Below are 25,382 nucleotides of genomic sequence, written 5' to 3'. Positions count from 1 at the left end.
GTCGCCATGACGCAAGGCAACGCTATCCTCGTCATCAACGCCGGCTCCTCCAGCCTGAAGTTCTCGGTCTTCCGGGAAACCGGGCGGGAGTCGGTGGCGGTGGCGATCAACGGCCAGATCCAGGGCATCGGCACGGCGCCGACCTTCGAGGCCAAGGACGCCCACAAGCGCCCGCTCGGCGCGCGTTCCTGGGGCGCGGAGGAGCCGTCGGACCGCACGGCTCTGCTGAGCTTCCTGCTCGACTGGATCGAGGAGCATCTGGATGGGGCGAAGCTGGTCGCCGCCGGTCACCGCGTGGTGCACGGCGGGACGCGCTACGCCGCCCCGGTCCTGATCACGGCGGCGGTGATGGAGGAGCTGGAAGGCTTCGTCCCGCTCGCCCCGCTGCACCAGCCGCACAACCTCGCCGCCATCCGCGCGCTGGCCGAGGCGCACCCGGAGCTGCCGCAGATCGCCTGCTTCGACACGGCCTTCCACCGCGGCCAGCCCTGGCAGGCGCAGACCTTCGCCATCCCGCGCGAGCTGACGGAGGAGGGCGTGCGCCGCTACGGCTTCCACGGCCTGTCCTACGAGTACATCGCCCGCCGCCTGCCGGAACTGGCCCCCGCGCTGGCCGACGGCCGCGTGGTGGTCGCCCATCTCGGCAGCGGCGCCAGCATGTGCGCCATCCACGCCGGACGCAGCGTGGACAGCACCATGGGCTTCACGGCGCTGGACGGCCTGCCCATGGGCACCCGCTGCGGCACCATCGACCCCGGCGTGCTGATCTACCTGATGCGCCAGAAGGGACTGGGCGCCGACGCCATCGAGAAGCTGCTCTACAACAAGTCCGGCCTGCTCGGCGTGTCGGGCGTGTCCAACGACATGCGCGCCCTGCTGGAGAGCGCCGATCCCCACGCGGCGGAGGCGGTGGAGCTGTTCTGCTTCCGCATCGCCAAGGAGACGGGGGCGCTGGCCTCCTCCATGGGCGGCATCGACGCGCTGGTCTTCACCGCCGGCATCGGCGAGCGCTCCGTCCCCGTGCGGGCACGGGTGGGCGATAAGCTGGCCTGGCTCGGCGTGGTCATCGACCCGGCCGCCAACGAGGCGAACGGCCCGCTGATCTCCGCCCCGAACAGCCGCATCCCCGTCTACGTCATCCCGACCGACGAGGAACAGATGATCGCCCTGCACACCCAGGAAGCCCTGGACCCGGTCGCCGCCTGATCCCGTCTTCGCCAAGAAAAAAAGCCCGCCGTTGCAAGACGGCGGGCTTTTTGTTGTGTGGCGTTGCTTCGTTGGGCCCCCCTCCCAACCTGCCCCACTTCGCGGGGGGAGGAGTTAAGCGCGGGAGCGGCGGAGTTCCCTCCCTCGCCGAAGGTGGGGGAGGGTTAGGGTGGGGGCCCAACGCGAGCACATCACCCGTCAGTAATGTCCCCTCACAACCCCTTCCAGAGCCGCAGGTACTCGATCAGCTTGCGCTCATAGAAGGGCTGTGGGTGCTGGTAGCGGGCGACCAGGCCGGTTTCCTCGGTCATCTTCACGACGATGCCGCGGCAGGCGAACTCCACCGTCTCGTTCGCCAGTTCGAAGCCGATGCGGAAGTCGAACTGCTGCTTGGCGATCAGGTCGCCGTCATAGGGGCGGATGCGGAACGATCCCAGCGCGAACTCTTCCGGCAGATACTCGTGCCGGTCGACGCGGATGTAGGGCGGGTTCGAGGAGCGCTCCTTCGGGGCGGTCTGGCCTGCGGCGCCGCCTTTGCCACGTCCGCTCAATTTCGACAGCCATGACATCGAAGCGCAGGCCCTTTCCCTACAACATCCGGATCAAAGAATACCCGGCACCCGGATTTCAATTTCGTCAAATTTCGTCGCTATTCCTTTAGCAATGGTTAACCCGTCGACCACGCTGTTCGGTCGCTTGATTTTCCGTGCCACGGCCAGCCTTTGCAGCCATTGATGGGCGCTTTTGTCGCATGTTGTGCAAGCATGGCAACCATGACGAGGGCTTCGGGTTCCAGCGCTCGTCCAAGGCACCGGAAGTGATTAGTCTTTCATCATTTCACACGTTTGTTCCATCGAAGACGAGCAGAGGGCGATCACTTCGCAGTCGCGGAAAACAGTGTGCAAACGCAAAGTGATCGCGAAATCGCCTCAAGAACAGCGTGTTGCGTGCCGCTTCAATCAAGCCGGGCCCAGTCAATTCGGGCCAAGTCAATTCTCGACTGTCGGAGGAGGGCAGCCATGATGCACCGCAATATCGGGGAACTTCTGGGGCAGCACCGCGTCGTCAGCCTGCCGGCCGGCGCGTCGGTGCGCGAGGCCGCGCGCCAGATGAAGGCCGCGCACGTGGCGTCGGTCATCGTCACGGCGCCCATCGACGAGCACATCGAGGGCATCTTCACCGAACGCGACCTGACCGATCGCGTCGTCGCCGACGGGCTGGACCCGGACCACACGCCGCTGTCGATGGTCATGACGCCGTGCCCGATCACCGCCGATCCCGCCACCAGCGTGGCCGAGGCGCTGCGCCGCATGGCCGGCAACAACCTGCGCCACCTGCCGGTTGTCGAGAACGGCCATGTCATCGGCGTCGTCTCCATGCGCGACATGATGGGCGAGGAATTGACGGTGCTGGAGCGCGAGAAGGAGATGATGGACAGCCTGACCGAAGTCATCATGTGAGAAGTCATCATGTGAGACGTCATCATGTGACTGGGCACGCGCCGTTCACAGACGGCGGACGCCGCCTCACGTCTTCGTGGGGCGGCGTTTTTGCGCTCCGCCCGGGACCGCCGCGGGCGTACATTGCCATCGTCTGCCCCCTGCCGGACCCCAGCAATGCGCCTGCCGTCCATCCATGATTTCGCCGCGGAGGCGACGGACCCCGGCCATTACGCGGCGCTGGGCGCCGACTGGTCGCTGGCGGTTGCCGACGTGGTGGCCAGCACGCGGCTCGCCGCCGAAGGCCGTCACCGCGACGTGAACTTCGTGGCTGCGGCTGTGGTCGCCGTCCTGTCGGAGGCGGTGCGCGACGCGCCGGAGCCCGCTGCCTGCCAGTTCGGCGGCGACGGCGCCATCGCCGCCGTGCCCCCCGGGCGGGAGGCGGCGGCGCGCGCGGCGCTGGCGGCGCTCGCCCATTGGGCGGCCACCGACATGGACGTGCCGCTCCGCGTCGGGCTGGTGCCCGTCTCCGCTCTGCTCGACCAGGGGCTGGAGGTGCTGGCGGCGCTGCACGACTTCGGCAACGGCAACGCCTTCGGCCTGTTCCTGGGCAGCGGGGTCGCCGCCGCCGACGCCTGGGTGAAGGCCGACCCGCGCTGGAGCGTGACGCCCGCGCCCGGCCCCCTGACCGGGCTGGAGGCCCTGTCCTGCCGCTGGAACCCAGTGCGCGCCGGGCGCGGCACCATCCTGTGCGTCATCGTGGACCCGCTGTCCGGCGGGGCGGAGGGGCTGGCGACGCTGGCCCGCGTCCAGGCGGACATCGAGCGGATCGTGCCCACGGCCGTTGCCGCCCCCCTCGGCATGGGGGAGCGGCTGGAGGTCTGCTGGCCGCCCTCCTGGCGGTCGCTGTGGCTGGAATCGCGGACCCGCCCGCGCGGGCGCCGGATCGCCAGCATGGCGGCAGCGCTCGCCAAATCGGCGGTGCTCGCGACGATGCTGAAACTTGGGTTGCACTCATCCCGTTTCGACCCGGACCATTACCGCCGCTCCCTGGCGGAGCGGTCGGACTTTCGCAAGTCGGCCGGCGGCCCGCGCTTCGTGCTCGACGTGACGGAGGCCGAGGCGGCGGCCATCGACGCCCTGCTGCGCGCCCAAGCCGACGCCGGGCTGATCCGCTACGGCACGGCGCGGGCGCCGTCGACGACCGTGACCTGCCTCGTCGGCGACTTCGCCGCCGATAGGCACGTTCACTTCGTCGACGGCGCCGAACTCGGCTTCTGGCGCGCCTCGGTCATGCTGAAGGGGATGAAGGCGAAAGAAGCGTCCTGAAGATTTTCAACCACAGAGACACAATGACACAGAGGGGTGTCTTCTCTGTGTCTCCGTGCCTCTGTGGTGAGTTCTTACGCGCGCCCCATCATCCGGCGGCGCGTCTCCGCCTCGTCCACGGGCACGATCTCGGTGCCGATCGGCCACAGCGCCAGCAGCGCCAGCTTCAGGTGCGCCCAGGCGAAGGGCAGGCCGATGATGGTGACGGCGAGCGCCGCCGCAGCCAGCAAATGGCCGATCGCCAGCCACCAGCCGGCCAGCACGAACCAGATCACATTGCCGATGAGGCCCAGCCCGCCGGTGCCGATATCCTCGCGGCCGCGGAACTCATCCCGTCGGACGGCGGTTTGACCAAAAGGCAACAACGTGTACCACGCGATCGTAACCGCCGATCGCGCCCACGGGATGCCGACGATGGTGATGACCATCAGCACGGCCGCGAGGAGCCATCCCGCGGCCATCCAGATGCCGCCGGTCACCACCCACAGGACGTTGAGAAGCAGGTTGATCAGGGGCATGGGGTCTATCTCCTTCTGCCCGCAGATGTGGGGATGCGGGGCCGGTGCGCCCAGGGGTGGGGTCGCGGAAAGTGGCGCATCGAAAGAGGCACCCGGCGCAGACCTTCGGCCCCTTGAAGGACGGTCCCGCGCGCCACAGTTCGAAAGGGGAAGTTTTGAGCAAAAAACGCTCTCACCCGAAACGGATTCTTGAACCAGGACGCCTGGTTTTCGAAGGAGCGGAGTCCGCGCTGCACGCCAACCACGGTACGATCGGAGGAGAGGCCGCATGAACGAGGTCCAGATCCACGACGAGTCCACGGAAGTCGCGGCCATCGCGGGTGAAACCGCCACCATGGCGCCCGTGGTCAACGCCATCCTCGGCACGGCCGTCGTCGCCGCCACCAAGCGCGCCGCCACCGCCGACGTGGTGCACGGCATCGTCGCCGGCCTGCGCCTGCTGCGCTCCGCCGCGGAGGCGGAGGCCGGCTACACCATGGCCGCGGCCATCGACACGGCGATCCGCACCCGCCTGCTGGTGGAGAACATGTCGTCCCTGCGCACCACCGGGCACGAGCCTGATCCGGTGCCGTTGCCGGCCCCGGGGCCCAACCTCGCCATCTCCGCCGCCATCTTCGTCAGCGCGGCCGAGTCCTGCCTGACCGTGAACGCACACGCGGAGGACAACACGCCGCTGGAGCTGGCCGTCTTCGCCTTTTCCACGCAGCTGATCCAGCAGCTGGGCGGCGTGCCGGAATGGCGCACCCTGATGCGGGAACTGCACCGCCCCACCGAGCCGCGCGACGAGGCGCCGGAAACGGTCCTGCCGGCCGGTGGAGCGACGATCCACTGAAGTGGATTGCGATCCGCTTTGGACCGCGACCGCGGTCCCGGCCGCCAGCTTTCTGTTCAGAGATTGGCGGTCGAAGCCCGGCCTCTCGCGGGAACTTCGTTCCCGCTGGCGGCAGGCGGATGCCATAGGCATCCGCTGAGAGCCGGCGAGTGAGGCCATATGAATCTAAAGCGAACGGAAGTTCGCTTTAGAGGTGCCCTGAACGATCCGTTGATAAGACTTTCCGCCGGTCATCGCGTCGATTTTCGGCGGAAAGAGCCCATAAAGGGGATTTAAAACGGATTTTTCCTGTGTTCCTGGCCACAGTTCGCGCCTTTTCAGGCCTTTTTATGGTACGGGACAGGATGTGAACGGATCGTTACCTTCGGACTCAAAGGCGGGGGTGAGCCCCGCCCAAGAGGAAGCCAACCGGGGGCGAGGCCTTGACCATTCACAGCAGCGCCGATGGGCACGCCAGTGCCGGATTCGGCATCATGCCGTCGGGCGACGGTGCGGCGCGCTGCGGCGCCCGCGACACCGGGGCCGGCTGCATCGTCGCGGGCGACCCGGCGGGTCGCCGGATCGTGCTGGTGCACGCCAATTCCAGCGAGGCGCGGGCCTGGAACCGCCTTCTGCGCGCCGTTCCGGCGGGGCAGGAGTGGGTGTCGGTCGCCCGTCCCGATCCGGCGCCGACCTCCGGGGCATCCCTGGTGCGTGGCGGTGACCCCGGCCTGCAGGCGGCGGCGCTGCGTCCGCTCCTGACGCTGCGGCGGGCGCGCAAGCCGCTGCTGGTCGGCTGCGGCACGGGCGTTTCGGTGGCCCTGCGGGCTGCGCTCGATTTCCCGGATCTCGTCGGCGGCTTGCTGCTGATCGACCCGACGGTCGCCGAGGCCGTGCGGCCCAGCGTCCTGCGCCGCCTCGCCGCCCGGCTGATGCCGCCAGCCATCCGCAGCACCGCGGCGGAGCTTCAGTCCATGGGGCCGCTGCTGGCGTCCATCCGCGTGCCGGTGACGCTGGTGCAGGGCAAGGACGAACCGCCCGGCGTGCTCGGCACGCCCTTCCTGGAACAGGCCCTGTCGGGTTGCCGCAACCTGACCGTGGTCACCGTGCCCGGCGACCATGTCCAGCCCACCAAGCACGAGCCCGCCGTCCGCACCGCCCTGTCCGCCCTGGTCGCCGCGGTGGAACGCGGCGGGGCGTAAGCTTGGTTGCCTTGTAGGTTGGGTGCAGCGTCAGCGAAACCCAACACACCCCGCGATTACGGCGATGTTGGGTTCCGCTGACGCTGCACCCAACCTACGGTTCCAAGCGATCACAACCCGTTTGCGGTGATCGCCGCTTGCGTGCGGTTGCGCACGCCGAGCTGCCGCAGGATGGCGGTGACGTGCACCTTCACCGTGCCCTCGGTCAGGCCCAGCTCGTGGGCGATCTGTTTGTTCGACTTGCCGTCGCGCAGGCGGTTCAGGACGTCGCGCTGGCGCGGCGTCAGCTGCTCGCTGCCGGCCAATTGGCCCAGCGCGTCGTCCTCGCCGGCTCCTCCGCCACCCACGTTGTAGGCCGCGCCGTGGTCGGTCATGCGCTCGCCGCGGATCGCCTGCTCCGGCAGGTAGACGCCGCCGGCCAGCACGAGCTGAAGCGCACCCAGCAGGACCTTGGCGCTGCTCGACTTCGGGATGAAGCCGGCCGCCCCGTTCTCCAGCGCCGCCAGCAAGTCGGACCGCTTCTCCGACGCCGAGACCACCACCAGCAGGGTGCGCGGCAGCCGCGCGTGGATCTCCCCCAGCGTTTCGAATCCCGTCCAGCCGGGCATGCCGAGGTCGAGCAGGATCAGGTCGAAGGCGGTTTCGCCGTCGCACATCCGCCGTACGTCGTCAAAAGAACTCGCCTCGAAAAAGGTCATGTTCTCGTTCGACTGAGCCAGCAGGCGGCGCAAGCCGTCACGAAAAAGAAGATGATCGTCGGCGAGCAAAACGTTCAAGGCGGGCTTATCCAAGGTTTTGTCCATGGTCTTCCTTGCTGCTGCGCCGCAAGATAGAAACAAATTGCGCCGTCTTGCGCAGGATATCCAAGCAACGCCAGCGTGGAAGAGTGTCTTTGGTCTTATGGCGCACCACCTACGTCGGGAATGACGCACCTCCTATGGATGCCGCCCCGCACGGGGGGTGCTGCAAAACGGCAGGACGCCGGCCGCGGGATGGCGCGGCCGGCGTCCTGGATCACCGGATGGAGAGAGGGGGAGCGGTGCGTCAGACCACGCTGGCGCTGACCCCCGCCGCTTCGGCCGGCTGGTCGCCGATGCCGTTGTTCAGCGCCCAGATGGCCGCCTGGGTGCGGTTGGACGCGTTGATCTTGCGCAGCAGGCTCTTCAGATGGACCTTCACCGTCGCCTCCGTGATGTGGAGGTGATTGGCGATCATCTTGTTGGAGTTGCCGTTCAGCAGGCAGCGCAGGATCTGGATCTCGCGCTGGGACAGGCCCTTGCGGCGGGCGGGGACCTCGGTCGCCAGCTCCTCGGTGCGGCCGCTGACCAGCAGCTCGGCCAGATGGGTCGGGAACACCTTCTCGCCCATCATCACCAGCTTCAGCGACTGCATCAGCGCCTCGCAGGCGATGTCCTTCATCAGGTAGCCGTCGGCGCCGGCGCCCAGCGCGCCCGACAGGCGGCGGGTGCACAGGTCGGTGGTCAGGATGACGATGCGGATGTCCGGGTGCTCGGTGCGCAGTTCGCGCATCAACTCCACCTCGTCGTCGCTGCCGTTGGCGAGATCGATGAGGATCAGTTCGGGGCGGGTGCCGGCCGCTTCCACCGCCGGAACGCCTTCACGCAGGCTGCCGGCCTCGCCGATCACGTGGAAAGGCGTGGTCTCGAACAGGCGCTTCATGCCTTCGCGGAAGAGCTTGTTCGCATCGATGAGGAAAACGTTCACGGGATCCATTGTTCCAACCCGCCTTCTGTTTGGTTCAAGTCGATTGCGCTTATGTCTCGTCCGTGGACACCCACTCCGCCGATGGACCGCTTCGGGCGGCTGACCGTTCGGCTTCGGGGTGCCACGATTTGAATGCACCTTACCTCGGATTTGCGGAAACTAAAATTTCCCCAAAGGAGAAGTCGTGTCTCGCAATGGGCATATGTCATAAGCCAAAATAAGACAAAACGCTCATCGGTTGATCGTTGCGTTTCAGATGTGGAATAATGACTGAGACAAACCGATGAAGAAACCTGTGATTTTCTTGTGACGTTGGCGCGTTTTTGGGAACATGTCTCGAAGCGATTTGCGGCTGTCGATGTAAGACCGAGGTCGCACAGCCTAACCGCGATGGAGATTCGGCCGACTGACGCTAAGCATACGTATGGTCGGCCGTTCGGCGTGGATCCGGTCCGTTTCATCCAGGGCCCGTTTCATCCAGCGCCCGTTTCATCCAGCGAAGGGGTTCGATGCGCCGTCGCGCGTGCTATATACGGGGGCTCTTCAGGAATCCGGTGCCTCATGTCCGACCCCTACGCCTATGACGACCCGCTGAGCCACGCCGCTCCGCCGGCACCCACGCCGATGCAGCGTTTCGCCTATCTGGACGGCCTGAACCCGGTCCAGCGCGAGGCGGTGGAGGCGCTCGACGGCCCCGTCCTGGTGCTGGCCGGGGCCGGCACGGGCAAGACGCGTGTCCTGACGACGCGGCTGGCGCACCTGCTGATGACGCGCCGGGCGGCGGCCTTCCAGATCCTGGCGGTGACCTTCACCAACAAGGCCGCGCGCGAGATGCGCGAGCGCGTCGCCCATCTGGTGGGGATCGAGCCGGAGGGGTGGTGGCTCGGCACCTTCCACGCGCTGGCCGCGCGCATCCTGCGCCGCCATGCGGAGCTGGTGGGGCTGAAGTCCAACTTCACCATCCTGGACACCGACGACCAGATCCGCCTGATCAAGCAGCTTCTGGAGGCCGAGAACATCGACTCCAAGAAGTGGCCGGCCCGCCAGGTGTTGGGCGTGATCGAGCGCTGGAAGGACCGCGGCTTGACCCCGGACAAGCTGGGCGAGGCCGATGGCGGCGACGTGGCCGGCGGCCGGGTGGTCGCGCTGTACCGCCAGTACCAGGAGCGGCTGCGCACGCTGAACGCCTGCGACTTCGGCGACCTGCTGCTGCACAACCTCTCCGTCTTCCAGAAGCACCCGGACGTGCTGGCCGAGTACCACCGCAAGTTCAAGTACATCCTGGTCGACGAGTACCAGGACACCAACGTGGCGCAGTATCTCTGGCTGCGCATCCTGTCCCAGGCGCACAAGAACATCTGCTGCGTCGGCGACGAGGACCAGTCGATCTACGCCTGGCGCGGGGCGGAGATCGGCAACATCCTGCGGTTCGAGGCCGACTTCCCCGGCGCCAAGGTGATCAAGCTGGAGCAGAACTACCGCTCCACCGGCCACATCCTGGCCGCCGCCTCCGGCCTGATCGCCAACAACAAGGGGCGGCTCGGCAAGACGCTTTGGACCCAGGCCGACGGCGGCGACCCGGTGCGCGTGCGCGGCGTCTGGGATGGCGAGGAGGAGGCGCGCTGGGTCGGCGACGAGATCGAGGCCCTGCAGCGCCAGGGCACCCCGCTCTCCCAGATCGCCGTGCTGGTCCGCGCCGGCTTCCAGACCCGCGAGTTCGAGGAGCGCTTCATCACGCTGGGCCTCCCTTACCGGGTGATCGGCGGCCCGCGCTTCTACGAGCGGCAGGAAATCCGCGACGCCATGGCCTACCTGCGCGTGGTGCATTCGCCCGACGACGACCTGGCGTTCGAGCGCATCATCAACCTGCCCAAGCGCGGCATCGGCCCGGCGGCGCTGCAATGCCTCTATCAGGCGGCGCGTGGGCGCGGCGTGTCGCTGACCGAGGCCGGCTGGGCGCTGACCGAGACGGACGAACTGAAGCCCAAGGTGCGCGCGACGTTGCGCGCTCTGCTCCAGGACTTCTTCCGCTGGCGCACCATGATGGCGACGGTCCCGCACACCGACCTCGCCCGCACGATCCTGGACGAATCCGGCTACACCCGCATGTGGCAGCAGGACAAGACGCCGGAGGCCCCTGGCCGGTTGGAGAACCTGAAGGAACTGATCACCGCCATGGCGGAGTTCGAGAACCTGCCAGGCTTCCTGGAGCACGTCGCGCTGGTGATGGAGAACGCGGAGGCCGCCGGGACCGACCAGGTCACCGTGATGACCCTGCACGGCGCCAAGGGGCTGGAGTTCGACATGGTCTTCCTGCCCGGCTGGGAGGAGGGCGTGTTCCCAAACCAGCGCGCGCTGGACGAGACCGGCATCGCCGGCCTGGAGGAGGAGCGGCGGCTCGCCTACGTCGGGCTGACCCGCGCCCGCAAGCGCGCCACCATCAGCCACGCGGCCAACCGGCGCCTCTACGGCAACTGGGTCAGCGCCATCCCCTCCCGCTTCGTGGAGGAGATCCCGAACGACCACGTCGATGCGGAGGCCGCCAGCGGCCTCTACCCCGGCGGTGGCGGCGGGAACGCCTACGGCGGCGGCTTTGGTGGCGGCGGCTTCCGCGAATCCTCCGCCTATTCCGCCTTCCGCAGCGCCTCTCGCCAACAGCCCCCGGCCCCGCGCACCATCACGCTCGACGGCGGCTCCTACCATGTGGAGCCGCGCGCCCGGCCGAACGCTCCCTTCCCCAAGGGGGCGCGGGTGTTCCACCAGAAGTTCGGCTACGGCACCGTCACCGCGGTGGAGCAGGACAAGCTGGAGATCGACTTCGACCACGCCGGCGTGAAGAAGGTGATGGACAGCTTCGTGGTGCCCGCCGAGAAGGCGGGGTGAGGGAAGCGTCGGGAGTTGGGTGGGGCCCCAACGAAAGTACCCTCTCGATGCTGTCAAATTGACGCAGCCTGGCCTGCGGTGACGGCCATCACACCCCAAAGGCTTTCCAACCGGTAAATATGGGTTTCCGAGTTGCAAAGATTGGTCGGGAACCCAACCGGTGTTCGGCAAGAGCAGCACAGCGTTCGAGGTCCAGGTCCGCCGCGAGGGCCGCTGGGTGATCGAGGGCTCCTTCTTGGAGGAGACCGCGGCGATGTCCTGCGCCCGGGTGCAGATGACCAGCGGCGGCGTGGAGGAGGTGAAGGTCTTCAAGCACCGCTCGCTCGCCGGCCTGTCGCTGGAAACGCTGCTCTTCCACAAGACGGTGCCGGTGGTGAAGGACAAGCCGATGCTGCTGGGCGGCACGGCGGAAGGGGCGCCGGTCTGCACCGGCCCCGACGACCTCTACAGCTTTGAATCGCGGGTGGTGATCAACCGGCTGCTGCGCGCCTTCCTCGACAAGTTCCGCATTACCCCGACCGAACTCCTTTACTCCTTTACCTACCTGCGCAAGCTGGACGAGCAGGGCATCCTGCTGGGCGCGGCCATCCAGGCGGTGGCGCGCCACCACGCCGACCTGCACGGCTTCGCCGTCCCGGCGCGGGCGCGGGAGTTGCGCGGCTTCGCCGACGTCGTGATGACCCGCGCCCGTGACTTCCAGGCGGAGCGCAAGCGCCTGCCGGTCTTCGACCCCAAGGACCTTTCCGCCACGAGCCGGGCCATCGACGCCGCGGTGGGGGAGGCCGGGCACGACGCGGTCTTCCTCGGCCAGCTCACCCACCATCTGGCCGACCGCAACTCGCTGGGCGGCAAGCTCGACCTGCTGCTCGGGCTGATCGGGGACGACAGCGAACCGCGCCACCTCGCCCTGATCGACGGGGTGATGGCCGACACGCTGGGCTCGGCCGACGTGGTGAAGGACCTGCTGGGCGCTCAGCCGAACCTCGCCATGGGGCTGTGCGTGCTGGCCGACCACATCGTGGGTCGCGACCCCGACCCGAAGGGGGAGCCGGCAAGCGCGCTGCTGGCCCGCGTCGGCGACCTGATCGTGCATGGCCGTGCGCCCTGCTGCCGCGCCGTGCTGGTGGACCGCATCCGCCACGCGCTCAACGGCGCCCAGCCGCTCGACCGCCGCGACCCGAAGAAGGAAGCCCTGCTGGCCGACCATCTCGCCACCCACCTGCGCGACGGGCAGGGACGGATGCTGGGCAGCCCCGACTCCGAAAAAGCGCTCGCCCGGCGCCTGATCCGCCACCGCCAAGCCATCCTGCGCGAACAGGGCATGCACGACATCGCGGACCGCCTGTCGGGGCGGTGAGCCGAAGCCCCAGACGTGGTAAGAGGATTCACCACCAAGGCACCAAGACACCAAGGTCGCCATGCCGACACCCATTTCCTTGGAAGCTGACCGGATCGCGAAAACGATCGTGGATGCGGCGTTCCGCGTGCACAGCACGCTCGGTCCCGGATTGCTCGAATCTGTCTACGAGGCGTGCCTGGAACACGAATTGCGCAAGCGTGGCATGACCATCCGCCGCCAAGTGACGGTGCCCGTGGTCTACGACGACATCCGCATCGACGAGGGATTCCGCATCGACCTGCTGGTCGAAAACCAGATCGTCGTCGAGATCAAAGCCGCGGAACGCGCACTGCCTGTGTTCGAAGCGCAACTCCTGACCTATCTGAAGTTGACTCGCCTGCGCCTCGGCTTCCTCATCAATTTCAACGTGGCCCAAATCAAGGATGGTCTCCGACGGATCGCCTTGTAGCCCCCGCACCGGAAGCCAGCCCCTATCCACCTTGGAACTTCTTGGTGCCTTGGTGTCTTGGTGGTAAACCCCCGGCACGGCATCCGACATCTCCCACCACCAGCGACCCGTCCCCATGTCCCCCACCAAGCTCTGGCGCATCGCGCTCGTCGTTCCCGAGGCCCATGCCCCCGCCTTCGCCGACGCGGTCGGCGACCACGCCGACGCGGTTTCGACCTTCGAGCTGGAGGAGGGCGGTAACTGGCTGGTCGAGGCGACGCTCTACGGCCAGCCGGACGAGGCGCGGCTGAACGCGCGCGTCGCCGTGCTGGCGGAGGCCATGGGCATCCCCGAGCCGGCGCTCGCCATCGAGGAACTGCCGGCCATCGACTGGGTCTCGCACAGTTACCAGGGCTTCCCGCCGATCCAGGCCGGGCGCTTCTTCGTGCACGGCTCCCACCACGAGGGCGTCGTGCCGGCCGGCAGCATCCCGCTGCTGGTGGACGCCGCCACCGCCTTCGGCACGGGGGAGCACGGCTCGACCAAGGGCTGCCTGCTGGCGCTCGACCGGCTGGCGCGGCGCATGGCGCTGCCGCGCGGCGGGCGGGGCGGGGCGCTCGACATGGGCTGCGGCTCCGGCATCCTGGCGCTCGCCGTGGCCAAGCGCTGGGGCATCCCGGTCACCGCGGTGGACATCGACCCGGAGGCGGTGCGCGTCACCCGCGTCAACGCCGCGCTGAACGGCGTGAAGGCCCGCATCCGCGCGCAGGGCGGCGACGGCTATCACACACCGGTCGTGGGCAAGCACAAGCCCTACGGCCTGATCACCGCCAACATCCTGGCCCGCCCGCTCGCCCGCATGGCGCCCAAGCTGACCCGCCACCTGAAGCGCGGCGGCGTCTGCGTGCTGGCCGGCCTGCTGAACCGGCAGGAACGCCACGTCATCCAGGCCCACCGCACCCAGGGCCTGCACCTCGTCTCCCGCATCCCCATCGGCGAATGGACCACGCTCGTCATGAAGCGGCCGAAGCGAAAAGTCGGGAAGGGCTGATTCGCTTTTTGCCGTCGCGCCTCCGCGCCTCTTGCCGGGGACAAGCGTTATGTCCCCAGCACCAAGGACAAGCTTGCGGAGGACCGATGCTGAACCGGATCAGGGCGCTGTTCCACGAGACCGACTCCGGCGACGCCGACCACGAGACCTTGCAGGCCGCTGCCGCGGCCCTGCTGGTCGAGGCGGCGCGCACCGACAACACCATCTCGGCGCCGGAGCGGAACCGCATCATCGACGTGACGCGCCGCCACTTCAACCTGACCCAGGAGGAAGCGCAGGAGCTTCTCTCCACCGCCGTGTTCGACACGGAGGGCGCCTCCCCCTACTACCGCTACGTCAGCGTCATCAACGACCGCTGCCCGCCCGACAAGCGCCTCTGGATCATCGAGATGCTGTGGGAGGTGGCCTACGCCGACGGCACCTTGAACGACCTGGAAGCCAACCTGCTGCGCCGCATCGGCGGCCTTCTGCACGTCTCCGACGTCGAACGCGGCGAGGCCCGCAAGCGCGTGCTGGAACGGCTGGGCCTGCCGGAAGACACGGGGTTGTAGCGCCGGCTGGAGGTTTTCACCACAGAGACACGGAGACACAGAGTCTTCTTCCGAGACACGTTCCGGCCACCCGCCCGGCGGTCAAAGAGCGTAGGGTTTTCTTAAAATCCCTCTGTGTCTCCGTGTCTCTGTGGTGAATCGCTTCCCCAACCGATACCCCGCACCCCGCCTACGCCCTTTCCCGCGCTTGCGCCCCGCGGCGTCCCTGCCTAGCCTGTTCCACATCGGCTTCACCGGACGAGGATAAGGGCCCGTGTCCAGCGCGTACCGCGGCGACGAAACTCTGGCGCAACTTCTGGCGGGGGCGGGGCTCGCGCAGACCCCCGTCGGGATCCGCGACCTCGTGGCGGGCGTGCTCGCCGCTCCCGAGGGCACCGATCCCGACGCCTGGCTCGTGCTGGCAGGCGGCAAGCTCCCGGGCAAGTTCCCGGACGACCTCGCAGGCCAGCTCCGCGCCTTGAAGGCGGAGGTCGCCGCCGCGCACGTGGTTACGCACGCGCCCGACCACGCCGCCCGCCTCGCGTCCTTGCGCGCCGCGCTGAAGCGGCGCGGGCTGGACGGCTTCGTCGTCCCGCGCGGCGACGAGCACCAGGGCGAATACGTCCCGCCGCGCGCCCAGCGCCTCGCCTGGCTGACCGGTTTCACCGGCTCCGCCGGCCAGGCCGTGGTGGCGGCGGAGCGCGCCGCGATCTTCGTGGACGGCCGCTACACGCTCCAGGTCCAGGCCGAGGTGTCGCGCGACCTCTATGAATACAAGCATCTGGTCGAAGACCCGCTGCTGGATTGGGTGGCCGAGGTGCTGCCGGTTGGCGGGCGGCTCGGCTACGACCCCTGGCTGCACACCGCCGGCTGGGTGGAGCGCACCCGCCAGCAGGCGGAGCGCGCCGGGCTGACGCTGGTCGCCTGCGAAGACAACCCGGTGGACTCCGTCTGGGCTGACCAGCCACCCCCGCCGCTCGCCCCGGTCGAGGCGCAGGACCTTCCCTTCGCCGGCGTGTCCGCGGCGGACAAGCGCGCGCGCCTCGCCGACGATCTGGCGCGCAACGGCATCGGCGCCGTCGTGCTGACCCAGCCCGACTCCATTGCCTGGCTATTGAACATCCGCGGCGCCGACGTGCCCTGCACGCCGCTGCCGCTGTCCTTCGCCATCCTGAAGGACGACGGGACGGTGGACCTGTTCATCGACCGTCGCAAGCTGGCGCCCGGCGTCGAATTGCACCTCGGCAACCAAGTCGCCGTGCGCGCGCCGGAGGAGCTGGGCGCCGCGCTCGACGCGCTGGGGCGGGGCGGGCGCAAGGTGATGGCCGACCCGGCCTCCACGTCGGCCTGGATCTTCGACCGGCTGCACATGGCCGGATCGAAGATCGAGCGCGAGCCGGACCCCTGTGCCCTGCCCAAGGCCTGCAAGAACGAGGCGGAACTGGCCGGCACCCGCGCCGCCCACGCCCGTGACGGCGCCGCCCTCGTCCGCTTCCTGCACTGGCTGTCGGAGGAGGCGCCCAAGGGGACCGTCACGGAGATCGCCGCGGCCGAGCGCCTTTACGACTTCCGCCGCACCAACGACCGCTTCCGCGGTCTCAGCTTCGAGACCATCTCCGGGGCCGGGCCGAACGGCGCCATCGTCCATTACCGCGTGTCGGAGGCGACCGACCGCCGGCTGGAGCCGGGCAGCCTCTTCCTGCTGGACAGCGGCGCGCAATACCGGGACGGCACCACGGACGTGACGCGCACCATCGCCATCGGCACGCCGACGCCGGAGATGAAGGAGCGCTTCACCCTGGTGCTGAAGGGGCACATCGCGCTCAGCACCGCGCGCTTCCCGCGCGGCACCACAGGGTCGCAGCTCGACGCGCTGGCGCGCCGGCCGCTGTGGTCGGCGGGGCTCGACTACGACCACGGCACCGGCCACGGGGTCGGCAGCTTCCTGTCGGTGCACGAGGGGCCGCAGCGCGTCTCCAAGGTGCCGAACACCGTGGCGCTCCAGCCCGGCATGATCCTGTCGAACGAGCCCGGCTACTACAAGACCGGCGCCTACGGCATCCGCATCGAGAACCTGGTCGTCGTCCGGCCGCTCGACCTGCCCATGGCGGAGCGGCCGATGCTGGAGTTCGAGGTTCTGACGCTGGCGCCGATCGACCGCAACCTGATCGAACCGACTCTGCTGACCCAGGAGGAGGTCGTCTGGCTAAACACTTATCACGCCCGCGTGCGCGAGGCGTTGACACCCCGTCTCGACCCTGTGGTGGCAGAGTGGCTGGGGCAGGCAACCTCTCCGATCATCCTGTGACCGCCGGGGTGCGCATCGGTTTGATATATCACGCATCGTAAAGCCTGGAGCGGCAAAACATCCCGTGCGTTCGGGCGTGAAATCTGGCAAGGTCCGCACCCGGCGCATTGCCTGCCCGTACGGGTTGCCCCGGTCGTGACCGTTGCCGATCCACCGACGATTCGCGACGTTTCGGCGCGGTTGGTAACCCGAAATTTACGAGCGTGCTTCACTGTGCCGCAGAGGGATGACTTTTCGGCAGACTTAGGGCACAGAGTCCTTGAGGTATCACAGTCGGAACCAGTCCTCGACGATCGGCGCGTGGCGGCGGCACCGGCCGCACCCAGGGGCCGGTCGGGATGAGCGCCGGGCCGGGGCCTAGCAACGGAAGAATGCGGAGACGCGTAGATGAAGATCCTTGTCGTCGATGACTACGCCACCATGCGGCGCATCGTGCGGAACCTCCTGACCCAGATCGGCTACACGGACATCGACGAAGCCGGCGACGGCGTCTCGGCGCTGGCCAAGCTGCGCGAGAGCAAGTTCGGCCTCATCATTTCCGACTGGAACATGGAGCCGATGACCGGCCTGCAGCTCCTGAAGGAAATCCGCGCCGACGCGAAGCTCGCGCCGACCCCGTTCATCATGGTGACCGCGGAAAGCAAGACGGAGAACGTGATCGCCGCCAAGCAGGCGGGCGTGAACAACTACATCGTCAAGCCCTTCAACGCCGACACGCTGAAGCAGAAGATCCAGGCCGTCATCGGCGGGTAAGGCCAAGCCGGTATCGGCGGTTAAGGAGAGTCCGGTTTGGACCAGCTTCCGCAGCTTTCCGAGGAAGAGTTCGACCAGATCGAGGAAGCGATCGCCCGCTCCACCAAGGGGCGCGCCTTCCTCCGCCGCTTCCACCGCCGGGCCCACGGGGCCGCGGCGGAGGAGGTGCGCAAGATGCTCGTGGAGTTCCGCGACTCCTGGCATCGGCAGAACCAGGTGGTCGAGGCCGCCAAGCACGTCGAGGTGCTTCGGCGCGAGCTGATGGAGATGGCTGCCTCCATCGAGCAGGCTCGGCGCGAGGTGGCGGCACTCCGCCCGCCCGACGGGTCGAGCGACAAGATCACCTCGGCCACCAACGAGCTTGACGCCATCGTCATCTCCACCGAACGGGCCTCCTTCGAGATCCTGAACGCCGCGGAACGGCTGATGGACCTCTCCGGGAAGCTGCGGGCGGAAGGCGCCAACGCGGGCCTGTGCGGCGAGATCGAGGGGGAGGTGACCAACATCTTCACCGCCTGCTCGTTCCAGGACCTGACCGGCCAGCGCACCAGCAAGGTCGTCAACGCGCTCCGCTACATCGAGCAGCGCGTCAACGCGATGATCGGCATCTGGGGCGCGGAAGGGCTCGCCGACTTCAAGATCCAGGCGGAGGTCACCGACCACCGGCCGGACGCGCATTTGCTCAACGGCCCGCAGCTGGACGGGCTCGGCGTCAGCCAGGCGGACGTCGACAGCATGTTCGACAGCCCCGCCCCGGCCGCGGCACCCCCGCCGCCTCCGCCAGCGCCGGAACCGGCCCCGGCGCCCGTGCAGTCCAGTCAGGCGGACATCGACAGCCTGTTCGACAGCCCGGCCCCCGCCGCCGCTCCGGTGCAGGCGAGCCAGGCGGATATCGACAGCATGTTCGACGCCCCGGCGCCGGCGCCGGCGAAGAAGCCGGTGCCCAAGCCGCCCTCGGCGGCGAAGCCGGTTCCCAAACCGCCGCCCAAGCCGGCCGCGAAGCCGGCGGCACCGCCGCCCCCGGCCGCCGACGAACCGCCGACTCCGCTCGACCAAGCCGCCATCGACGCCCTCTTCGGGTGACGGACCGGCCAGGATGTGGGAGCGTGCAACCGTCACGAAACCGTAGGCAAAATTTTACGAAAAGCTTGGTAATCCTATCACCGCCCGCCGGGGTCGCCGCAAACCCGGTTCGACGCTTCGGCGGGCTGTGCCCACCTGACGGCCCATTGGCCGCGTGATCGGAAAGGCGGAGCCTGCATGAGGAATTCCTCGAAGCCCTTCATGGCCGAGATCCAGAAGGCCCGCCGCAACGGCCATCCCTACCAAGCGCCGGCGGACGAGGCGGTGGCGGCACCCGTGGCCCTGCCGGCCGGCCCGTTGCAGGTGGACCACAGCGAGGTGATGCGCGCCATCGACCATCTCGGCTCGAAGCTCGACCGCTTCCTGACCATGGACGCGCAGCAGATCGACCAGATCCAGGTCGAGATCGCCGACATCTCCGGCCGGATCAAGGCGACCAAGGTGGAAATGGCGGCCATCCGCCACCCGCTGGCCGGTGACGACAAGTTCCAGCAGGCCTCGCAGGAGCTGAGCGCCGTCGTTTCCGCGACGGAGGCCGCGACGAACACCATCATGGCCTGCGCGGAAGAGCTGGAGGAGGTCGTCCACGAGCTGAAGTCGTCGTTGCCGGAGGGCTACCACAACGACCGCGTCAACGACATGAACGAGATCATCGTCCGCATCTACGAGGCCTGCAACTTCCAGGACCTGACCGGACAGCGCATCACCAAGGTCGTCCGCGCCCTGACCTTCATCGAGGAGCGCGTCGACGCCATGATGGGCCACTGGAACAAGCGCGAGTTCGAAGCGATGCCCCTGCCGCCCACCGTCACCAAGATGGACGAGAGCCTGGAACTGCACGGCCCCGGCGACCACCAGGAAATGGGCAACATCAGCCAGGCCGACATCGACGCCCTGTTTGCGTGATCCTCAAGCCCTCTCTCCCCGGAGAGAGGGGATTTTCTCCACGCATCCGAAATTTCGTCCGCCCAAGCGACTTGCCGCGTCCGTGGCAGGGCGTGCTATACAGGGGCAATTCCGAAAGCATCGTGACGACCATGCCCTCCCGTCTTACCCGTCTGCCGCTCGCGGCCCTTCTCCTCGCCTCGGCCCTCTCCGCCTGCTCCTCGACCAAGGACGAAGACAAATACGTCGAGCGTCCGGCCGAAAGCATCTACCGCGATGCGGACGCCGCCATGCAGGAGGAGCGGTTCAAGACCGCGGCCAAGCTGTATGACGAAGTGGAGCGCCAGCACCCCTATTCCGAATGGGCCGGCAAGGCGCAGATCATGGCCGCCTACGCCCATTACCAGGACCTGAAATACGACGACGCCATCCTGGCGCTCGACCGCTACATCCAGCTCCATCCCGGCAGCCAGGACGTGGCCTACGCCTACTACATGCGGGCGCTGTGCTACTACGAGCAGATCACCGACGTGCGGCGCGACCAGCGCATGACCCGCCTGGCGCTCGACGCGCTGTCGGAGGTCGTGCGCCGCTTCCCGGACAGCCAGTACGCACGCGATGCCAAGATCAAGATCGACCTGACCAACGACCACCTCGCCGGCAAGGAGATGGAGGTCGGGCGCTTCTATCTGAAGCAGGGTCAGTACACCGCGGCCATCGGCCGGTTCCGCACGGTGATTGAAAACTACCAGACCACCTCCCATGTGCCGGAAGCTCTGCACCGCTTGGTGGAGTGCTATCTGGCGCTGGGCATCACGGACGAGGCGAAGACCGCCGCCGCCGTGCTCGGCCACAACTTCCCCGGCAGCGAATGGTACACGGACAGCTACGCACTGCTGGTGGACGCCAACGTGCGTCCGGAGCGAAACGAGAAGTCTTGGATCAGCAAAGCCTGGAGCTCCCTGTTCTAGGCCGATCCGTGCTGGCTTCGCTGACGATCAGGGACGTCGTCCTGATCGAACGCCTCGCCTTGGGCTTCCAGAAGGGGCTTTGCGTCCTGACCGGCGAGACCGGTGCGGGCAAATCGATCCTGCTCGACGCGCTGGGCCTGGCGCTCGGCGCGCGCGCCGATTCGGGGCTGGTGCGCCATGGCGCCGACCAGGCCTCGGTCACGGCGGAGTTCGAGCTATCGGGCGACCACCCGGCGCTTGCCATCCTCAAGGAGCAGGGCCTCGACCCGGAGGAACGTCTGGTGGTCCGCCGGACCGTCAGCGCCGATGGGCGCAGCCGCGCCTGGGTCAACGACCAGGCGGTCGGCGTCGGCCTGCTGAAGCGCCTGGGCGAGGAACTGGTCGAGGTGCACGGCCAGTTCGACACCCATGGCCTTCTGAACCCGCAGACCCACCGCAGCGTGCTCGACGCCTATGCCGGGCTCGACGCCCAGGCCGCCCAGGTGGCCGCAGCGCACCGCGCTTGGCGGCAGGTGGAGGACGCCCGCGCCAACGCCGCCGCGGAGATCGCCCGCGCCCGCTCCGAAGAGGAATACCTCCGCCACGCCGTGGCCGAGCTGGACGCGCTCGCCCCCAAGCAGGGCGAGGAGGAGGAACTGGCGGAGACCCGCGCCGTGCTGATGCACCGCGAGAAGCTGGTCGACGCCCTGAACGCCGCCTTCGGCGACCTGTCCGGCGACCGCGGGGTGGAGCGCGCCCTGTCCTCGGCCATCCGCACGCTCAGTCGCATCGCCGACAAGGCCGGCGGCAAGCTGGACCCGGTCATCGCCGGGCTCGACCGCGCCGCGGCCGAGGCGTCGGAGGCCATCGCCGGGCTCCAGGCCGTCTCCGCCGACGTGGACATGGATCCGCAGGCGCTGGAGAAGCTGGAGGAGCGGCTGTTCGCGCTCCGCGCCGCCGCCCGCAAGCACGGCGTGGACGTGGACGCGCTGGCGGGCCTGCGCAAGGATATGGCCGACCGGCTGCTGCTGATCGAGGACCAGGGCGACCTGCTGAGCCGCCTCGCCCGCGAGGCGGAGGCCGCCCGCGCCGCCTACCGCAAGGCCGCGGAGGCGCTGAGCGCGGCCCGCCAGGAGGCCGCCGGCCGCCTGGACAAGGCCGTCGCCACCGAACTCGCCCCGCTGAAGCTGGAAAAGGCCAAGTTCCGCACGCTGGTCGAGCCGCTGGCCGACGAGGCCGACTGGACCGCCGCGGGCTTGGACCGCGTGGCCTTCCAGGTCGCCACCAACCCCGGCTCCCCGCCGGGGGCGCTGAACAAGATCGCGTCCGGCGGTGAGCTGGCGCGCTTCATGCTGGCGCTGAAGGTGGTGCTGGCCCAGACCTCCACCGTCGGCACGCTGGTGTTCGACGAGGTGGACACCGGCATCGGCGGCGCCGTCGCCGCAGCGGTGGGCGAGCGGCTGAAAACGCTCGGCCATGGGCTCCAGGTCCTGGTGGTGACGCACAGCCCGCAGGTCGCCGCCCGCGGTTCCACGCACTTGAAGGTGCAGAAGTCGGTGAAGGGCGAACAGGTGACCACCGGTGTGATCGAGCTGGACGGCGACGACCGCCGCGAGGAGATCGCCCGCATGCTGTCCGGCGCCACCATCACCGCCGAAGCCCGCGCCGCCGCGGACAGCCTGATCGCTGGGCGGGGGTAGGGGAAGAAGTTGACGTAGGTTGGGTGCAGTCGCAGCCGGAACCCAACCTACCAACCATCAACGATTTGCCTACACCTGGAACCCCAATCCCTTCGACAGGGCGGCGCGCAGGGCGTCCTGGGTGAAGGGCTTGGTCACGATGTCCACGATGCCCAGGCGGCGGGCCGACTCCATCACCTTGTCCCGGGTGTCGTCGTCGGCCAGCTTCGGGTCGGCGGTGATGAAGATCACCGGCAGCTGGCGCCCCTTCAGCCGCGGGTTCTTTTGCACGGCGGTGCAGAAGGACAGGCCGTCCATTGGCTCCATGTGCCAGTCGCTGATCACCGCGTCGATGTCGTCGCGCTTCTTCAGGATGTTTAGCGCCTCCTGCCCGTTGGCGGCCATCACGACCTCCCGCATCTTCAGGCCCAGCAGCTGCTGGCGGACGATGGCGCGGATGGCGGAACTGTCTTCCACCAGAAGGATGGTGAACATGGCGGGCACCGGGTGCGTCGGGGCGGGGCTGTCGAAACGCTTTGTATTTGAAGGAAATTACGCTTATCGACGTGCATAATGTCGCGCCCCGCGCAACCGCGGATTCCCACCGCAAACGCACCAAAGTCACAGCATTCGCCCACAGCGGTCTCACGGCGGCCACAGCAAAACCCGCATAGTCCAGCCTTGTCGCGTCCGGTTCCGGGCGTCGGTTCGTAAAAAGAACAAGGTTGGCAAGATGTCGAGCACCTCCACAAGCACTGGCAACAAGGCTGGCACGATCGTCGTGATCGACAGCGGCCTGTCCTCGGCCTGGAACTCGGGCAATCTCGTCTACCAGCATGACTTCTACGACAACGACGACAACGTCACCGTCTCCAACGCGAACACGCACGGGGCCATGGTGACGTCGGAGATCGCGGCGGCCGATCCCAACGCCAACATCGTCATGCTGAAGGTCATGCCCGACGACGGCAGCGCCACCAGCGAGGCGACGATTGAAAAGGCGCTGCAGTGGGTCGTCGCCAACGCCGACGCCTACAACGTCACGGCGGTGAACCTGTCGCTCGGCGGCGGCAACCAGACGTCGGTGACCACCACATCCATGTCGGACGAACTGGCGGCGCTGGCGGCCAAGCGCGTCCTGACCGTGGCGGCGGCCGGCAACTCCGGCGATGGTGGTGCTACCCAGGGCGTGTCGAGCTTCGCGGCCGATCCCAACCAGATCTGCGTGTCCGCCACCACCGGCAGCGGCGACTTCCCGACTTGGTCGCAGCGCAGCCCGCTGCTGACGGACGTCTGCGCGGATGGCACGGACATCAAGCTGACCAATCTCGCCGGCACCTCCTATGCGGCCAACGGCTCCTCCTTCGCCGCCCCGACGGTGACTGCCACGGTGGCGCTTGCCCAGCAAGAGTCGATGGAACTGACGGGCCAGCGCCTGACCCAGCAGCAGTTCCTGGATCTGGCCAAGAGCACCGGCACGGCCATGGGCTCCACCGGCTATTTCGAGATCAACACCGACGCCCTGCTGGCCAAGATCGCGCAGAACGCCACCCCGACTCCGACCCCGACGGCGGAGACCAGCGGCACGACCGTCACGGTCAACGCGTCCGGTGCCGCGGCTGGCGGCGTGAACGCGCATTTCAAGCTGCTGGTCGATGGCCAGAAGGTGGGCGAGGCCACGGTCGGCACCGCGTCGAAGGACTTCACCTTCACGACGAACCTGACGGCCGATCAGGCCCACAAGGTGCAGATCCAGTACGACAACGACGGCAGCGTGAACGGCGTCGACCGCAACCTGTTCGTCAACAAGGTGACCATCAACGGCCACGCCTTCGCCCCGACCGACTCCGCCGTGACCTACGACAAGGGCGCGCTGGACGGGTTGGACGTGGCGAAGGGCCAGTCGTCGATGTGGTGGGGCGGCACGCTGGTCGTCGCGGCCCCGGCCGGCGACTTCCCGTCGGGCAACGCTTCCCCGGTGGCGTCCGCCGCCTCGACCATCACGGTCAACGCGTCGGGAACCGCCGCTGGCGGCGTGAACGCCCACTTCAACCTGCTGGTCGACGGCCACAAGGTGGGCGAGGGCGTTGCCGGCAGCACGGCCAAGGACTTCACCTACACCACCAACCTGACCGCCGATCAGGCGCACAAGGTGCAGGTCCAGTACGACAACGACGCCGTCGTCAACGGCCAGGACCGCACGCTGTTCGTCAACAAGGTGACCATCAACGGCCACGCCGTGGCGTCCACCGCATCGAACGTCACCTACGACAAGGGCGCGCTCGATGGCCAGGATGTGGTGAAGGGCCAGTCCGGGATGTGGTGGAACGGCACGCTTCAGGTCGCCGCCGACAAGTCCTGGTTCCCGTCCGCGACCGCCGCCACGGCGACCGCGCAGGCCGAGGACGGGCAGGGCGCCGTTTACCAGCATCTGGTCACCCAGGGTCTGGAAACTGCCGCGGCCCATGCCGACCACCTCGCCGCGGCCTCGATCGACCACACGGGCGCGGCCGACCTGTACGGTCATCTGGCCGGGATGGACCACCACCTCGACGCGTCGCACCTGCACCACTACGACGCGGCGTAATCGCAAATAGCCCCTCTCCCGCCGGGGGCGGGAGAGGGTGACTTTACCTACGCCGCTTTCTTCCAGGGCTGCCAGCCACCGAGCCGCAGCCCGACCGCGATCCCGGTGAAAGGGATGCGCAGTTCCAAGTCCTTCGGCTGGAAGAAGGTCAGGCGTTCCGGCGTGCCGGTGGGGCCGAATTCCAGGCGGGCGCCCTTGGGTTCCTCGGCGAACTCGTCGCTCATCACCTGCCAGATCTCCAGGTCGTCGCCGTGGTTGGAGATCTTGTACTGGCCGCAGCGCCACACCGCCGATTCGCCGACTCCGCCCTCCGTCACCTTCTTGTCGCCGTCCATCTTCACGTCGCCCACTCCGGCGGCGCGGCCGGTCATGGACGGCCCCTGGCTTTCCGCGCGGAAGCCCAGCCGCAGCCACGCCGTGCGCGTGCGCGGGATCATGCGCCGCAGCAGCCGGGCGTCCTCCGCCGCGAACTGGTCGGGATCGTCGTAGAGAATGCGGTCGAGTGCGGCGGCGATGACGAACCGGTCATCAATGCTCAAGGCGTTGGGGCTGAGGCTGTTGGCGGGCTCGGTCATGCGGCACTTCCGTTCGCGGGTGCGGCGCCATCATACACGCAACCCGCATCCCTTCGTACCTCTCAAGGTTGGCGCACCTCC

Annotated in this window: 23 protein-coding genes; 17 read left to right on the top strand and 6 right to left on the bottom strand. The window is 68.1% G+C overall.

Annotation, left to right across the window (positions count from 1 at the left end):
* The first annotated feature begins 6 nt into the window (after positions 1-6).
* On the top strand, positions 7-1,206 hold the full coding sequence (locus tag M2351_RS11910; protein WP_264656273.1) for an acetate/propionate family kinase: 1,200 nt from the start codon (positions 7-9) through the stop codon (positions 1,204-1,206).
* Positions 1,207-1,418: 212 nt separating this feature from the next.
* Here the strand turns inward: M2351_RS11910 and M2351_RS11905 are convergent, their stop codons facing one another.
* Positions 1,419-1,757 (bottom strand): hypothetical protein, encoded by a 339-nt coding sequence (locus M2351_RS11905; RefSeq protein WP_264656272.1) that lies wholly within the window; start codon positions 1,755-1,757, stop codon positions 1,419-1,421.
* Positions 1,758-2,225: 468 nt separating this feature from the next.
* On the opposite strand from M2351_RS11905, the gene M2351_RS11900 reads away from it, so the two are divergent.
* Entirely contained in the window at positions 2,226-2,666 is a 441-nt protein-coding gene (locus tag M2351_RS11900) for a CBS domain-containing protein (RefSeq protein ID WP_264656271.1), read from the top strand.
* Positions 2,667-2,822: 156 nt separating this feature from the next.
* Positions 2,823-3,974: a DUF3095 domain-containing protein gene (locus M2351_RS11895; RefSeq protein ID WP_264656270.1), complete on the top strand. Its 1,152-nt coding sequence runs from the start codon at positions 2,823-2,825 to the stop codon at positions 3,972-3,974.
* Between the two features lie 74 nt (positions 3,975-4,048).
* On the opposite strand, the gene M2351_RS11890 is transcribed toward M2351_RS11895, so the two are convergent.
* Positions 4,049-4,492 (bottom strand): YccF domain-containing protein, encoded by a 444-nt coding sequence (locus tag M2351_RS11890; protein ID WP_264656269.1) that lies wholly within the window; start codon positions 4,490-4,492, stop codon positions 4,049-4,051.
* A gap of 268 nt (positions 4,493-4,760) precedes the next feature.
* On the opposite strand from M2351_RS11890, the gene M2351_RS11885 reads away from it, so the two are divergent.
* Positions 4,761-5,324, top strand: a complete 564-nt coding sequence (locus tag M2351_RS11885; RefSeq protein ID WP_264656268.1) for a hypothetical protein — start codon at positions 4,761-4,763, stop codon at positions 5,322-5,324.
* Positions 5,325-5,746: 422 nt separating this feature from the next.
* On the top strand, positions 5,747-6,505 hold the full coding sequence (locus tag M2351_RS11880; protein WP_264656267.1) for an alpha/beta fold hydrolase: 759 nt from the start codon (positions 5,747-5,749) through the stop codon (positions 6,503-6,505).
* Positions 6,506-6,615: 110 nt separating this feature from the next.
* Here M2351_RS11880 and M2351_RS11875 read toward each other — a convergent pair whose 3' ends face one another.
* The gene (locus M2351_RS11875) at positions 6,616-7,281 is read right to left on the bottom strand and encodes a response regulator (protein WP_264656266.1); all 666 of its coding nucleotides are present in this window, start codon (positions 7,279-7,281) and stop codon (positions 6,616-6,618) included.
* A 268-nt stretch (positions 7,282-7,549) separates the two neighbouring features.
* The gene (locus M2351_RS11870) at positions 7,550-8,239 is read right to left on the bottom strand and encodes a LuxR C-terminal-related transcriptional regulator (protein WP_264656265.1); all 690 of its coding nucleotides are present in this window, start codon (positions 8,237-8,239) and stop codon (positions 7,550-7,552) included.
* A gap of 552 nt (positions 8,240-8,791) precedes the next feature.
* On the opposite strand from M2351_RS11870, the gene M2351_RS11865 reads away from it, so the two are divergent.
* The 11 genes from M2351_RS11865 to recN all read left to right on the top strand — a co-directional run bounded on the left by M2351_RS11865 (position 8,792) and on the right by recN (position 22,160).
* Positions 8,792-11,113 (top strand): ATP-dependent helicase, encoded by a 2,322-nt coding sequence (locus M2351_RS11865; RefSeq protein ID WP_264656264.1) that lies wholly within the window; start codon positions 8,792-8,794, stop codon positions 11,111-11,113.
* 160 nt (positions 11,114-11,273) lie between these two features.
* Entirely contained in the window at positions 11,274-12,470 is a 1,197-nt protein-coding gene (locus tag M2351_RS11860; RefSeq protein WP_264656263.1) for a hypothetical protein, read from the top strand.
* Positions 12,471-12,531: 61 nt separating this feature from the next.
* Positions 12,532-12,921, top strand: a complete 390-nt coding sequence (locus M2351_RS11855) for a GxxExxY protein (RefSeq protein ID WP_264656262.1) — start codon at positions 12,532-12,534, stop codon at positions 12,919-12,921.
* A 115-nt stretch (positions 12,922-13,036) separates the two neighbouring features.
* Positions 13,037-13,951, top strand: a complete 915-nt coding sequence (locus tag M2351_RS11850; RefSeq protein WP_264656261.1) for a 50S ribosomal protein L11 methyltransferase — start codon at positions 13,037-13,039, stop codon at positions 13,949-13,951.
* A gap of 86 nt (positions 13,952-14,037) precedes the next feature.
* Positions 14,038-14,502 carry a tellurite resistance TerB family protein gene (locus tag M2351_RS11845; protein WP_264656260.1) on the top strand — a complete coding sequence of 155 codons (465 nt, stop codon included), beginning with the start codon at positions 14,038-14,040 and terminating at the stop codon, positions 14,500-14,502.
* A 253-nt stretch (positions 14,503-14,755) separates the two neighbouring features.
* Positions 14,756-16,789 (top strand): aminopeptidase P family protein, encoded by a 2,034-nt coding sequence (locus M2351_RS11840; protein ID WP_264656259.1) that lies wholly within the window; start codon positions 14,756-14,758, stop codon positions 16,787-16,789.
* A 387-nt stretch (positions 16,790-17,176) separates the two neighbouring features.
* A complete protein-coding gene (locus M2351_RS11835) occupies positions 17,177-17,542 on the top strand; it encodes a chemotaxis response regulator CheY (protein ID WP_085557122.1) in 366 nt (121 codons plus the stop codon).
* A 36-nt stretch (positions 17,543-17,578) separates the two neighbouring features.
* Positions 17,579-18,625, top strand: a complete 1,047-nt coding sequence (locus M2351_RS11830) for a protein phosphatase CheZ (RefSeq protein WP_264656258.1) — start codon at positions 17,579-17,581, stop codon at positions 18,623-18,625.
* A 177-nt stretch (positions 18,626-18,802) separates the two neighbouring features.
* Positions 18,803-19,531: a protein phosphatase CheZ gene (locus M2351_RS11825; protein WP_264656257.1), complete on the top strand. Its 729-nt coding sequence runs from the start codon at positions 18,803-18,805 to the stop codon at positions 19,529-19,531.
* Between the two features lie 131 nt (positions 19,532-19,662).
* A complete protein-coding gene (locus M2351_RS11820) occupies positions 19,663-20,481 on the top strand; it encodes an outer membrane protein assembly factor BamD (RefSeq protein WP_264656256.1) in 819 nt (272 codons plus the stop codon).
* Positions 20,482-20,489: 8 nt separating this feature from the next.
* Complete coding sequence (recN, locus tag M2351_RS11815; protein ID WP_264656255.1) at positions 20,490-22,160, top strand: DNA repair protein RecN; 1,671 nt, start codon at positions 20,490-20,492, stop codon at positions 22,158-22,160.
* A gap of 69 nt (positions 22,161-22,229) precedes the next feature.
* Here recN and M2351_RS11810 read toward each other — a convergent pair whose 3' ends face one another.
* A complete protein-coding gene (locus M2351_RS11810; protein WP_264656254.1) occupies positions 22,230-22,634 on the bottom strand; it encodes a response regulator in 405 nt (134 codons plus the stop codon).
* Positions 22,635-22,872: 238 nt separating this feature from the next.
* Here M2351_RS11810 and M2351_RS11805 point away from each other — a divergent pair, with 238 nt between their 5' ends.
* Complete coding sequence (locus M2351_RS11805) at positions 22,873-24,726, top strand: carbohydrate-binding domain-containing protein (RefSeq protein ID WP_264656253.1); 1,854 nt, start codon at positions 22,873-22,875, stop codon at positions 24,724-24,726.
* 47 nt (positions 24,727-24,773) lie between these two features.
* On the opposite strand, the gene M2351_RS11800 is transcribed toward M2351_RS11805, so the two are convergent.
* Complete coding sequence (locus tag M2351_RS11800; RefSeq protein WP_264656252.1) at positions 24,774-25,301, bottom strand: hypothetical protein; 528 nt, start codon at positions 25,299-25,301, stop codon at positions 24,774-24,776.
* Positions 25,302-25,382: the final 81 nt, after the last annotated feature.

The organism is Azospirillum canadense (genome assembly GCF_025961225.1).
In the GTDB taxonomy this organism is placed as follows: domain Bacteria; phylum Pseudomonadota; class Alphaproteobacteria; order Azospirillales; family Azospirillaceae; genus Azospirillum; species Azospirillum canadense.
The sequence above is the reverse complement of the archived record's forward strand: the minus strand, read 5'-3'. Positions and strand labels throughout refer to the sequence as shown.